The organism is Pseudomonas sp. AG1028 (genome assembly GCF_007993955.1).
Lineage (GTDB): Bacteria > Pseudomonadota > Gammaproteobacteria > Pseudomonadales > Pseudomonadaceae > Aquipseudomonas > Aquipseudomonas straminea.
The window spans coordinates 155199-167562 of the sequence record NZ_VIVP01000001.1; the positions used below are offsets into that span (position 1 = coordinate 155199).

The 12364-nt window shown below is 62.5% G+C and carries 9 protein-coding genes and 1 pseudogene; 6 read left to right on the forward strand and 4 right to left on the reverse strand.

From position 1 onward, the window contains the following. Positions 1 to 69: 69 nt before the first annotated feature. Positions 70 to 1299, forward strand: a complete 1230-nt coding sequence (locus tag FB481_RS00665; protein WP_147174788.1) for a Xaa-Pro peptidase family protein — start codon at positions 70 to 72, stop codon at positions 1297 to 1299. Between the two features lie 272 nt (positions 1300 to 1571). On the opposite strand, the gene FB481_RS00670 is transcribed toward FB481_RS00665, so the two are convergent. Then, entirely contained in the window at positions 1572 to 3170 is a 1599-nt protein-coding gene (locus FB481_RS00670) for an ABC transporter substrate-binding protein (protein ID WP_147174789.1), read from the reverse strand. 274 nt (positions 3171 to 3444) lie between these two features. Here FB481_RS00670 and FB481_RS00675 point away from each other — a divergent pair. Next, positions 3445 to 3573, forward strand: a pseudogene (locus tag FB481_RS00675) (aminopeptidase P family protein); the annotation flags it as partial. A gap of 266 nt (positions 3574 to 3839) precedes the next feature. Here FB481_RS00675 and FB481_RS00680 read toward each other — a convergent pair. The 3 genes from FB481_RS00680 to FB481_RS00690 form a co-directional block, all read right to left on the reverse strand. Continuing rightward, complete coding sequence (locus tag FB481_RS00680) at positions 3840 to 5438, reverse strand: ABC transporter substrate-binding protein (protein WP_093504244.1); 1599 nt, start codon at positions 5436 to 5438, stop codon at positions 3840 to 3842. A 197-nt stretch (positions 5439 to 5635) separates the two neighbouring features. Then, complete coding sequence (locus FB481_RS00685; protein ID WP_147174790.1) at positions 5636 to 6340, reverse strand: SIMPL domain-containing protein; 705 nt, start codon at positions 6338 to 6340, stop codon at positions 5636 to 5638. 179 nt (positions 6341 to 6519) lie between these two features. Beyond that, the gene (locus FB481_RS00690) at positions 6520 to 7821 is read right to left on the reverse strand and encodes an MFS transporter (RefSeq protein WP_147174791.1); all 1302 of its coding nucleotides are present in this window, start codon (positions 7819 to 7821) and stop codon (positions 6520 to 6522) included. A gap of 468 nt (positions 7822 to 8289) precedes the next feature. Here FB481_RS00690 and FB481_RS00695 point away from each other — a divergent pair, with 468 nt between their 5' ends. From FB481_RS00695 to FB481_RS00710, 4 genes are all read left to right on the forward strand, one after another. Beyond that, complete coding sequence (locus FB481_RS00695) at positions 8290 to 9549, forward strand: ATP-binding protein (RefSeq protein WP_013792793.1); 1260 nt, start codon at positions 8290 to 8292, stop codon at positions 9547 to 9549. A gap of 73 nt (positions 9550 to 9622) precedes the next feature. Beyond that, positions 9623 to 10183 carry a response regulator transcription factor gene (locus FB481_RS00700; protein WP_147174792.1) on the forward strand — a complete coding sequence of 187 codons (561 nt, stop codon included), beginning with the start codon at positions 9623 to 9625 and terminating at the stop codon, positions 10181 to 10183. A gap of 145 nt (positions 10184 to 10328) precedes the next feature. Next, on the forward strand, positions 10329 to 11270 hold the full coding sequence (locus FB481_RS00705; protein WP_147174793.1) for an AEC family transporter: 942 nt from the start codon (positions 10329 to 10331) through the stop codon (positions 11268 to 11270). A gap of 318 nt (positions 11271 to 11588) precedes the next feature. After that, positions 11589 to 12356 (forward strand): YfaP family protein, encoded by a 768-nt coding sequence (locus FB481_RS00710; protein ID WP_093504297.1) that lies wholly within the window; start codon positions 11589 to 11591, stop codon positions 12354 to 12356. Positions 12357 to 12364 lie beyond the last annotated feature (8 nt).

Sequence of the window (12364 nt, forward strand, 5' to 3'; positions counted from 1 at the left end):
ACTTAAATTTTGCCGCAGTGAATGACCCGGCAGCGATCTCCGCTGCCGTCGCCAGACGAGGATGTGCAGATGACACTGGGAGTGGGCGGTAGCACGCCGGAGCAGGCCTTGGCGCGCTTGCAGGACATGACGGCCGGCGCGCAGCCGATCGGTGAAGCGGAGTACCGGGCACGCATCGCACGGGCCCAGGCGCTGATGCGTGAGCAGGGCATCGAGGCGCTGTTCGTGGCTGCCGGCAGCAACCTGCAGTACTTCACCGGGGTCAAGTGGAACCCCAGCGAGCGCATGGTCGGCGCCATCCTGCCGGCCAGCGGCGAGGTGGAATACCTGGCTCCCGCCTTCGAGGAAGGCACGGTGCGTGATTTTCAGGAGGTGCCGGGCACCATCAACACCTGGGAGGAGCACGAGAGCCCCTACGCGCTGCTGCTGCGCTGCCTGCGTCGCCTTGGCGTAACGCCCAACGATGGTACGCCGCCTCAGGTAGGTCTTTGTTCCTCCTTGCCTTTTTTCATGTTCGAGGGCATTCGCAAGCTGACCAGCGGTTACCGTTTCGTCGACGCCGGGTCGGTTACCGCCCTGTGCCGCCAGCGCAAGTCGGCCGCCGAAATCGCCTTGATGCAACGCGCCAAGGACATGACCCTGGAAGTGCACAAGGCCGCGGCGAGCATCCTTCACGAAGGCATCACCACCACCGAAGTCGTCGAATTCATTCGTCAGGCACACCGCAAGGTCGGCGCGCCGGGTTCGATCTTCTGCATCGTGCTGTTTGGCCCGGCCAGCGCCTTCCCCCATGGTGTCAAACATGCGCAGACCCTGAAGGACGGCGACATGGTGCTGATCGACACCGGCTGCCAGGTGCACAGCTACCTGTCGGACATCACCCGCAGCTACGTCTTCGGCACGCCGAGCGAGCGCCAGCGCGAGTTCTGGAACAAGGAAAAGGCCGCCCAGCAGGCTGCCTTCGAAGCCGCCGTGCTCGGCGCGCCCTGCGCCAGTGTCGACGCGGCAGCCCGCCGCAGCCTGGAAGCCGCCGGCCTGGGCCCGGCCTACAAACTGCCGGGCCTGCCGCACCGCACCGGTCACGGCATCGGCCTGGACATCCACGAAGGCCCGTACCTGGTCGGTGGCGACGATACGCCGCTTGCCGAAGGCATGTGCTTCAGCAACGAGCCGATGATCTGTGTGCCTGGCGAGTTCGGCATCCGTTTGGAGGATCACTTCTACATGACGGCCGAAGGCCCGCGCTGGTTTACCCAGCCCAGCCACTCGGTGGATGATCCATTCGGGTTGAATGCCTGAACCGCCCCTTGGGCTTATCTTTGAGGCTACATTAAAGAGACTGCTGCAAGGCAGAAGTGGCCGGTGAGAATGTAGGAGGGGCTTTAGCCCCGAGCTTTTTATAAAGGTCACCAAAGAGCTCGGGGCTAAAGCCCCTCCTACGGATTACGCGACCGGCCGCTCCTGCCTTTTTTGCAGATATGCGCTGAGTCGATCCGCAAGATTGTGAGCAGGTCCCTGGAAACGAAAACGCCCGGCCAATTGGCCGGGCGTTTTTCATTCACCGCGCTGGTTCAGTCGATGCTGACGCCGTAGAAGGGCGTCAGGCCGAACGGGCTGATGCGGAAGTCCTGCACCTCCTTGCGCATGGGCTGGAACACCCGGGAGTTGGCGATCGGGGTGATCGGTACCTGAGCCTTGAGGATCTGCTGGGCCTGCTGATACAGCTTGATGCGCTCGTCGCGGTTGCTGGTGGTCTTGGCCTGGGTGACCAGCTTGTCATAGGCGGGGTCGCACCACTTGGCATAGTTGCTGCCCTTGACCGCTGCGCAGCTGTAGAGAACACCCAGCCAGTTGTCCGGGTCGCCGTTGTCGCCGGTCCAGCCGTAGATCATCACGTCGTGTTCGCCGGCCTTGGCGCGCTTGATGTACTCGCCCCACTCGTAGCTGACGATATTGGCCTTGATGCCGATCTTGTCCCAGTCGGCCTGAATCATCTGGGCCGAGAGCCTGGCATTGGGGTTGGAGGCGCGCTGTACGGTCATGGCCCACAGGTTGATCTGAGTGCCGGGGACGATGCCGGCCTCCTTGAGCAGTTGCCGGGCCTTTTGCGGATCGTGCGGGGCGTCCTTGATCTTCGGGTCGAAGCCCCACTGGCCAGGCGGCAGGGCGTTCTCGGCCACTTGCCCGGCACTGCGGTAAACGGCCTTGATGATCGCCGGCTTGTCGATGGCCATGTCCAATGCCTGGCGCACCTTGAGCTGGTCGAGTGGCGGGTGCGTGACGTTATAGGCCAGGAAGCCCAGGTTGAAGCCCGGCTGGCTGAGTACCTTGAGGTTCGGGTCCTTCTCGGCCAGTTCGATATCTTCGGGCCGCGGGTAGCCGCTGACCTGGCATTCGCCGACCCTGAGCTTCTGCAGGCGCACGGCGGCGTCGGTGTTGATCGAGAAGATCAGGTTGTCGAGCTTCACGTCTTCGGGCTTCCAGTACTGCCGGTTGGCGGTATAGCGGATGCTGGAATCTTTCTGGTAGCGCTTGAACACGAACGGCCCGGTGCCGATCGGCTTCTGGTTGATCTCGCCAGCCTTGCCTTCCTTGAGCAGCTTGGCGGCGTACTCGGCCGACTGGATCGAGGCGAAGCTCATCGCCAGGTTCTGCACGAAAGCGGAATCGACATTGTTGAGGTTGAAGCGCACGGTGTAGTCGTCGAGCTTTTCCACGCTCTTGATCGTGGTGTTCAGGCCCATGTCGGTGAAGTAGGGCGACTCCGAAGGATAGGCCTTGCGAAATGGCTGCTCGGGGTCGAGCAGGCGGTTGAAGGTGAACAGCACGTCGTCGGCGTTGAAGTCCCGACTCGGCGTGAAATAGTCGGTGGTATGGAATTTCACACCCTTGCGCAGGTGGAAGGTGTAACTCAGCCCGTCATTGGCCACCTGCCACTCGGTGGCCAGCCCCGGTTCGACCTCGGTGCCGCCACGCTTGAACTGGGTGAGGCGGTTGAACACGGTTTCCGCCGACGCATCGAAATCCGTGCCGCTGGTGTACTGGCTGGGGTCGAAGCCGGCCGGACTGGCCTCGGAGCAGTAAACCAGGGTGCTGGCGGCCTGGGCCATTGGCGCACAGGCCAACAGTGCGGTGGTCAGTAGCAAGGGTTTGAATAGGGTCTTGTCCATGAATGTCCTGTCGACAGGTGTGAACCGGTGTGTCGATGGAGCATGCCGCACTCTGGATTTTTTCTACAAGATCATCTGGTTTGCTGCTAATAACCCGTTTGCGATCCTTTTCCCATTGCCTATGCGATGCCGTACTGGATCGCGCTCACGGGCTCTGTCTGGTGCCGGCCAGTGCTTGCCGCTTTAGTGGTGGCGAGCCTGCTTATTTGCGCATAGTCGCGAACCCCGTGATGGGCTGGCTGAGCACCCGCTTTCGTTGGCGCGTGACGACACGCCGCTGGCCTGCGTGCCGGGTGAGTTCGGCGTCCGCCTGGAAGATCACTTCTATATGACGGTCGAAGGCCCGTGCTGGTTTACCCAGCCCAGCCACTCGGTGGATGATCCATTCGGGTTGAATGCCTGAAGCGTCCCTGGAGCCGATTTCTGGGCGATATGAAAGGCAAAAGCGGACATCGGGCGATCTGGTAGGAGTGGCTTTAGCCGCGAGCTTTTTATCAAGGCAAACAAAGAGCTCGGGGCTGAAGCCCCTCCTACAAAGCCACGCATTCATTGGCCGCTCTCACCTTTTGCAGGCAACGCGCTGAAGTCGATCTGCAAGATCACGAACAGGCTCCCGGAAACGAAAACGCCCGGCCGATTGGCCGGGCGTTTTCATTCACGCTGCAGGGATTACTCGATACTCACACCGTAGAAGGAGTTCAGGCCGAACGGGCTGATCTTGAAGTCCTTCACCCGGGTGCTCATCGGCTGGTACACCGTGGAGTGGGCGATTGGCGTGTTCTGCACGTCGGCCTTGAGCAGCTGCTGGGCCTGCTTGTAGAGCGCGGTACGCTCGTCGCGGTCGTTGATCGCCTTGGCTTTCTTGATCAGCGCGTCGAACTCCTTGTTGCACAGGCGGCTGTAGTTGTTGCCGCCAATGGAGTCGCAGCCGTACAGCACGCCCAGCCAGTTGTCGGGGTCACCGTTGTCGCCGGTCCAGCCGATCAGCAGGGTGTCGTGCTCGCCGGCCTTGGCGCGTTTGTTGTACTCGCCCCACTCGTAGCTGACGATGCGTGCCTTGATGCCGACCTTGGCCCAGTCGGCCTGCAGCATCTCGGCCATCAGCTTGGCGTTGGGGTTGTACGGGCGCTGCACCGGCATGGCCCACAGGGTGATCTCGGTGCCTTCCTTCACGCCGGCGGCCTTGAGCAGCTCCTTGGCCTTTTCCGGGTTGTAGGGGGTGTCCTTGATGGTGTCGTCATAGGACCACTGGGTCGGCGGCATGCCGTTGACCGCCACCTGGCCGGCGCCCTGGTACACGGCATTGATGATCGCCGGCTTGTTGATCGCCATGTCCAGCGCCTGGCGCACTTCCAGCTTGTCCAGCGGCTTGTGCTCGGTGTTGTAGGCCAGGTAGCCGACGTTGAAACCAGCCTGATCAGGCATCTGCAGCTTGGGATCCTTCTTCAGGGTTTCCAGGTCGGCGGGGCGCGGGTAAACGCTGACGTGGCACTCGCCAGCACGCAGTTTCTGCATGCGCACCGACGGGTCGGTATTGATGGCGAAGATCAGGTTGTCGATCTTCACGTCATCCGGGTTCCAGTATTCCTTGTTGCCCTTGTAGCGGATCTGCGCGTCCTTCTGGTACCGGCTGAACACGAACGGGCCTGTGCCAATGGGCTTCTGGTTGATTTCCGATGCCTTGCCGGCCTTGAGCAGCTGGGCGGCGTATTCGGCGGAGTGGATCGAGGCGAAGCTCATGGCCATGTTCTGGATGAAGGCGGCGTCGACCGTGTTGAGGGTGAAGCGCACCGTGTGTTCGTCGACCTTTTCGAGCTTGGCGATGTTCTTGTCCATGCCCATGTCGGTGAAGTACGGGAACTCGGTGGGGTAGGCCTTACGGAACGGGTCGTCCTTGTTGAGCATGCGGTTGAAGGTAAACAGCACGTCGTCGGCGTTGAATTCGCGGCTCGGCTTGAAGTAGTCGGTGGTGTGGAATTTCACGCCTTTACGCAGGTGGAAGGTGTAGGTGAGGCCGTCATCGCTGATGTCCCACTTCTCCGCCAGGCCCGGCATCACCGAGGTGCCACCACGCTCGAACTGCGAGAGGCGGTTGAAGACGGTTTCCGCTGCGGCATCGAAATCGGTGCCGGTGGTGTAGAGCCCCGGGTCGAAGCCCGCGGGGCTGCCTTCGGAGCAGTACACCAGATTGCCGGCTGCCTGTGCGAAGGGGGCGCTGGCTATCAGGCCGGCGACGACAAAAGCCTGAATAAAGGCGTTCTTGTGCATGGTTACCTCATGTCTGTTGTGATTTTTCCTGAGGGGTCTGCTGCGTTGAAGCGTGGCGTGTCGGATGGTGACGAGCCTGCCTTGAGCCTAGACCTTGTTTCAGCCTATGCACGGGCTGTGCCGAAAAGCGCCGGGCAAAAAAAGAGGAGGTTGCGAGCACGCTCGCAACCTCCTCTTTTGTGACGCCGGCAGGCGGATTACAGCTGCACCTCGATCACACCGTCGGCGTTCATGGTCACCTGGCTGGTACCGGCTTCGACCTCTGGCGTTGCGCTGTCGGAAAACGCCGAGGCCTTCATGGCCTCCATGCGCATCGGTGGACGTACGAAGCCGCCGCTGTTGAGGTTCAGGCTGACCAGCTTGTAGCTCTTGCCGCCCAGGGCTTCGGTGGTCAGCTGGGCGCGCTCCTTGAAGGCCGCGACGGCGTCCTTGATCAGCGCGTCTTCTTCCTTCTTGCGGGTGGCGTCGGCAATGCTGAAGCTCATGACGCCCATCTTCAGGGTTTTCAGCATCTCGCCGGTGAGCTTGGAGAGGGCGGCGAAGTCGGCGCTTTCCAGGCGGATTTCGGCACGCTCGCGCCAGGCGCTGATTTCTTCACCTTTCTCGCTGTATACCGGGTAGCTGTTGCGGCTGCCCTGGGAAACTGTCACGCCCTTCACGCCGCGGGCCTGGGTCAGGCCGGCATTGAGGGTGCGGGTGATCTCGGCGGCCAGTGCCGCCGGGTCCTTTTGCTGGGCTTCGGTGTACAGGGTGACCTGCATCAGGTCGTGGGCCACTTCATGGCTGACCTGGGTGCTCAGGGAAATCTGGTTGTAGCGCGGCTCTTCGGCGTGCGCGGCGATGCTCAGCAGGCCGGCGGTGGTGAAGGCCAGTGCGGTGGCGAGGCGGGACAGTGGCAGCATGGCGATTCCTTTTCGGTTACGTGCGGCTGGCTGCCGCGTTCATCAAGGTAGACGAAGGACATCGGGTAACCGGGTCAAGGTTCGGCAAATTTTTTTGCAGGGCAGGTAGACAGCGCTTTTCAGACAGTAGACGGCGCAGCGGGGAACCACGCCCAGCCAGTGCCGGGCGTGGTGTGCGGTCAGGCGGGAGTGACGTGGGCGTCAGGCAGCGGGGTGGGCGCCGGCGCTCCGGTGTCATGCCGTTCGCGGGCGACGGTCCAGACCAGAATGGCAGCGACGATATCGAAGATCGCCAGTACCACGAACAGCGGGCTGTAGCCGATCTGGGTGACCAGCACGCCGAACACCAGGGTGAAGGCTGCAGCGCCCAGGTAGCCGCACATGCCGCCCAGGCCGGTAGCAGTGGCCACCTGATCTTTCTTGAAGGAGTCGGAGGTGATCGAGTAGAGCGCGCCGGACAGCGTCTGGTGCGCGAAACCGCCGATGCACAGCAACAGAATCGCCGTGTACGGGCTTTCCACCAGGCCGATGCAGGCCGGGCCGATCATGCAGCTGGCGCCGAACAGCAGCACCATCTTGCGCGAGGTGAACAGCGATACCTTGCAGTAGCGGTGGAAGAACGGGCTCAGGTAGCCGCCGAGCACGCAGCCGATGTCGGCGGCAAGGAAGGGCAGCCAGGCGAACATGGCGATTTCCTTGATGTTCATGTGCCGCTCGGTCATCAGGTACAGCGGAATCCAGGCGTTGAAGGTCTGCCAGGCCGGTTCGGACAGCACCCGCGCGGCGGCGATTGCATAGAAGTTGCGCACCTTGAAGATGCCTTTCCAGGCGCCTTTCTCACGCTTCTCGCTGTGCAGGTGGGCTTCCTGACCAGAAAGGATGTAGTCGCGCTCTTCGTCGCCCAGGCGCTTCTGGTCACGCGGGTGCTTGTAGAGCCAGGCCCACAGCAGCGTCCACACCAGGCCCGAGCCGCCGACGATCAGAAACGCCAGCTGCCAGCCGCTGTGCAGGATCGCCCAGACCACCAGGGGTGGCGCCAGCAGCGCGCCAAGGGAGGAGCCGATGTTGAACCAGCCGATGGCCACCGAGCGCTCCTTGGCCGGGAACCATTCGGTGGTGGCCTTCACGCCAGCCGGTAGGCCAGCCGCTTCGGTGATGCCGAGCAGACCGCGCATGAACGCCATGCTCTTCCAGTCGGTAGCCAGCGCGGCAGATGCGCAGGCGATGGACCAGCCAATGGCGAACACCGCGAAACCCAGTTTGGTGCCGATGAAGTCGATGACCCAGCCAGCAATGGGCTGCATGAGGGCGTAGCAGATCTGCCAGGCGGCGACGATCTTGGCGTATTGCTCGGTGCTGATGGCGAGGTCGGTCATCAGCGTAGGGGCGGCGACCGACAGGGTGTTGCGAGCGAGGTAGTTGATGACCAGGCCGGCAGTGACCAGGCTGACCATCCACCACCGGATACCTTTTATTCTCATTATTTCACCTGAATTATTCTTGGAGACTGGTGATTGTTCAGGGCTGCTTTCGTGAGCGCTCTGAGACAATTTGTTACATATATACGCTCTCAAGAAATATGTTGTCATACAACATAAATATATGAATATTGAATTTTATTTTTATAACTAAAGAAGAATTAGGCGTTGATTTACGGGTTTTTAACCGTTTTGACGTGCGTTATTGCTCGGTTTTGTCGCGCGGTATAGGCGGGAACCTGCCGCGAAAAACGGCGATATAGCTGTGTTGTACGATGACATGTGGCGTGGTGCCATTCTTATTCCGGTAAGGATGAGGGCAGCGGGCTGTACCTCATGACTTGCGCGTGCGCACGCGCATGACGATGCAATCGAGCCTGCCGCCTGGGCTGCTGCGGCGCGTTGCCGCATCAGCCGGCAGGTGGCCTTGGTTATACTCGCCGGGCTCGCCATGAGCCTTTAGGAGAGTTGATGCTGGCCCCTGTTCAGTTGTTGTCCGCCAGTCGCCAGAACCTCTGGCGGCTGACCCTGATTCGCCTCCTGGTGCTGGCCGCGCAAGCCGGTTCGGTTGGCCTGGCGTATAAATCCGATCTGTTGCCGCTGCCCTGGCTGCAGCTGAGCATCACCCTGGGCGCGTCCCTGGTGCTGTTCCTGCTGACGGCGCTGCGCTTGCGCGGGCCCTGGCCGGTTACCGAGGCCGAGTACGCCATTCACCTGGGCTTCGACCTGATCATCCACAGCGTGCTGCTGTATTACTCGGGCGGCTCCACCAACCCCTTCGTGTCCTATTACCTGGTGCCGCTGACCATCGCCGCCGCGACGCTGCCATGGCTGTTCACCATGATTCTCGGCGGCATGGCGCTGGCGTCCTACACGCTGCTGCTGGTCTGGTCGCACCCGCTGCAACTGCCCGTGGGGCCACGCGAGAGCCTGCTGGTGTACGGCATGTGGCTGAGCTTCGCCCTGGCGGCGGGGCTGATCACCTTCTTCGTCGCCAAGATGGCCGAGGAACTGCGCCAGCAGGAAAAACTGCGCGCCGAGCGCCGCGAGGAGGGCATGCGTGACCAGCAGTTGCTGGCCGTCGCCACCCAGGCTGCCGGCGCCGCCCACGAGCTGGGCACGCCGCTGGCAACCATGAGCGTGCTGATCAAGGAGCTGCGCCGCGAGCACCAGAATCCGCTGCTGCAGGAGGACCTGGCGCTGCTGCAGGAGCAGGTCAAGCTGTGCAAGGAAACCTTGCAGCACCTGGTGCGCGCCGCCGAGGCGGACCGTCGCCAGGCCGTGGTGGAAATGCCGGCGGTCAGCTGGCTGGAAACCACCCTAAACCGCTGGCACCTGATGCGCCCCGAAGCCAGCTACCGTTACGAGTGCCTGGGTGTGGGCAAGTCGCCGCAGCTGATGCCGCCGGCCGACCTCACTCAGGCGCTGCTCAACCTGCTCAACAACGCCGCCGATGCCTGCCCGGACAACCTGGAAATCAGCCTGGACTGGGATCACCAGTGGGTACGCCTGAGCATCCGTGACTACGGCGCCGGTGTACCCTTGGCTATCGCCGAGCAGTTGGGCCGGCCGTTCTTCACCACCAAGGGCAAAGGCAAGGGCTTCGGCCTCGGCCTGTTTCTCAGCCAGGCCAGCGTCAGCCGCGCCGGCGGCACGGTGAAGCTGTATAACCATGAAGAAGGCGGCACGCTCACCGAGCTCAAGTTGCCGCGCGCCTACGCCCGGGTGTGAGCCCGGCGCAGGTTTGTCGATACGCCGTACTGCCGAGCCGGCAGGCCGCGAGCATATTTTGAGGAGTGGACCCATGAGTGACGAAACGCTGCTGGAAAGCGAAGAACAGCCCCACCTGCTGCTGGTCGACGATGACCCCACCTTCACCCGCGTGATGGCCCGCGCCATGAGCAGCCGCGGGCTGCGCGTGTCCACCGCCGCTTCCGCCGAGGAAGGTCTGGCGCTGGCTACCCAGGATCTGCCCGATTACGCCGTGCTCGACTTGAAGATGGAAGGCGACTCCGGCCTGGTGCTGCTGCCCAAGCTGCTGGAACTGGATGCCGAGATGCGCGTGGTGATCCTTACCGGTTACTCGAGCATCGCCACCGCCGTGGAGGCCATCAAACGCGGCGCCTGCAACTACCTGTGCAAGCCGGCTGATGCCGATGACGTGCTCGCCGCATTGCTGACCCAGCACGCCGACCTCGACACCCTGGTGCCGGAAAACCCCATGTCGGTGGATCGCTTGCAGTGGGAGCACATCCAGCGCGTGCTGACCGAGCATGAGGGCAACATTTCGGCGACCGCCCGCGCCCTGGGTATGCACCGCCGTACCCTGCAGCGCAAACTGCAGAAGCGCCCGGTTCGCCGCTAAGGTCAGTCGCATTGCTTGCGAGCGGCGCGCCTTGACAAGCGCCCGCCCGAGGGGCTGAAGCCTTGCTATCATTAGCAGCCTATCGACGTGCCTGAGCGCAGGCGCGTCGGCGCTTTCCATGGCCTCTTCACCCTTCGGAACCTCCATGCTCGCTGTAGTCCAGCAGACACTGGCGATCACCGCCCCCGTCTTCGCCATGCTGTTTCTCGGCGTGCTGCTCAAGCGGCTGCGCTGGATCGACGACCCCTTCATCGATACCGCCTCGTCCCTGGTGTTTCGCGGCACCATGCCGACGCTGCTGTTCATCAGCATCGTCCAGGCGGACCTGAGCACCGCGCTGCAACCGGCGCTGATCGGCTACTTCGTATTCGCTACCGTGGCGAGCTTCGCCCTGGCCTGGTTGTGGTCGATCTGGCGTTGCCCGAAGGTAGACCGCGGCATCTATACCCAGGGTGCGTTTCGCGGCAATAACGGCATCGTTGGTCTGGCCCTGGCCACCAGCATGTTCGGCGACTATGGCCTGTCGGTAGGCGCGGTGCTCGGTGGTATCGTGATCCTATGCTACAACGTGCTGTCGGCCATTGTGCTGAACATCTACGCGCCAGGCATGAAGGCCGACCCCTGGTCGCTGTGCAAGAGCATTTTCACCAACCCGCTGATCATCGGCGTGCTATCGGCCATTCCCGTCGCCTACTGGAGGGTGCCGCTGCCGCACTGGACCATGGTCTCCGCCGAGTACTTCGCGCAGATGACCCTGCCGCTCGCACTGATCTGCATCGGCGGCACGCTGTCCCTGGCCTCGCTGCGCGAGAGCAGCGCCATGGCGGTCAGCTCCAGCCTGATGAAGATGGTCTGGCTGCCATTTCTGGCGACCATCGGCGCCTGGGCTCTGGGCTTCCGCGGCGCCGACCTGGCGATCCTGTTCCTCTATCTGGGCAGCCCAACGGCAGCGTCGAGCTTCGTCATGGCCCGGGCGGTGAATGGTAACTACCAGCTGGCCGCAGCTATCATCGTGATCACTACGCTGGCCGCGGTGGTCACCACCAACGTCGGGTTGTTGCTGTTGCAGTGGGCGGGATGGGTTTGACGGCGATTGTTGTGAGCGGACGCGCGTTGATTGTGATCCAGTACCGATTCGCAAGTGCCACGATTGTCAGCCTCCGGGCAACTCGCTAGCATTCCTGCCCAGCGTGTAACCTGATGTGACGGCGCCGCCCAATGCGGCTGATGACGCCGCACGCAGCGATTTCTTTTCTCAGAGCCAACAGTGTGAGTGCGGGCGCCAGCGCTGCTGAGCCAGCACAAGGAGTGCAGTGCGGTGGTTCGTTTCCCTCTGCGATGCCGAGCCTTTCGGCGCGCACCGGTCGCCTCGCGGCTGGTGCTGCTGCTCTGCGCCCTGCTTGCCATGCCATTGAGCTGGGCCGAGCCTGGGCAGACCGCACCGTCCGTTTCCCTGCAAGGCCCCAGCGGCGGCTGGCGCTATTACGGCCTCAACGATGGCGATAGCGACGCCCGTGTGGCGTACCCGACGCCGCCCATCGACCGCGGCGCCCAGCGTGGGCGCAGCCTGATCGAAGGTACTCTCAAGAACATCGGTCAGCTGCGTGCGCCACATCGGCTAGTGGTCAACGGCAACCCGCTGCCGCTGTACACCGATGAGCAGGGCAGCTTTGCCCGGCCTTACGCCTTTGGTGCGGGCTCCAATAGCGTGGAGCTGGTGGCTGGCGAGGGCAAATCGCTCAAGCGCGTGCAGTTCTACGAGGCCAATAACCTGCGCACGCCGGCGCGAATCCGCATGGTGCTCGGTTGGGACGATCCCAAGGCCGAGCTCGACCTGCATGTGGTCACCCCGGATGGCCAGCACGCGTTCTGGAGCCACCCGGTACTCACCAATGGCGGCGGCCTGGATGTCGACAGCGTCGATGGTCCCGGCCCGGAAATGTTCACCATGACTGCGCCGCTGCAAGGTACCTACCTGATCTACGTGAACTACTGGGGCAACCTGGGCAGCGAGGGCTACAACTTCGAGGCCGGCAGCAACCAGAACGAGATCATCACCGCGCAGATCAACCTGATCTTCAACGAGAACACCGTCAACGAGAAGCGCGAGACCTTCGTGGTACCGCTGCGCGCCATTGGCGAGCTGCTTTTCGTGAAATCCTTCAATTACTGATATCCCGA

Excerpts from the sequence above, each read along its gene's own strand:
- FB481_RS00665 (WP_147174788.1), top strand. The coding sequence starts at position 70 with ATGACACTGGGAGTGGGCGGTAGCACGCCGGAGCAGGCCTTGGCGCGC.
- FB481_RS00670 (WP_147174789.1), bottom strand. The coding sequence starts at position 3,170 with ATGGACAAGACCCTATTCAAACCCTTGCTACTGACCACCGCACTGTTG.
- FB481_RS00680 (WP_093504244.1), bottom strand. The coding sequence starts at position 5,438 with ATGCACAAGAACGCCTTTATTCAGGCTTTTGTCGTCGCCGGCCTGATA.
- FB481_RS00685 (WP_147174790.1), bottom strand. The coding sequence starts at position 6,340 with ATGCTGCCACTGTCCCGCCTCGCCACCGCACTGGCCTTCACCACCGCC.
- FB481_RS00690 (WP_147174791.1), bottom strand. The coding sequence starts at position 7,821 with ATGAGAATAAAAGGTATCCGGTGGTGGATGGTCAGCCTGGTCACTGCC.
- FB481_RS00695 (WP_013792793.1), top strand. The coding sequence starts at position 8,290 with ATGCTGGCCCCTGTTCAGTTGTTGTCCGCCAGTCGCCAGAACCTCTGG.
- FB481_RS00700 (WP_147174792.1), top strand. The coding sequence starts at position 9,623 with ATGAGTGACGAAACGCTGCTGGAAAGCGAAGAACAGCCCCACCTGCTG.
- FB481_RS00705 (WP_147174793.1), top strand. The coding sequence starts at position 10,329 with ATGCTCGCTGTAGTCCAGCAGACACTGGCGATCACCGCCCCCGTCTTC.
- FB481_RS00710 (WP_093504297.1), top strand. The coding sequence starts at position 11,589 with ATGCCATTGAGCTGGGCCGAGCCTGGGCAGACCGCACCGTCCGTTTCC.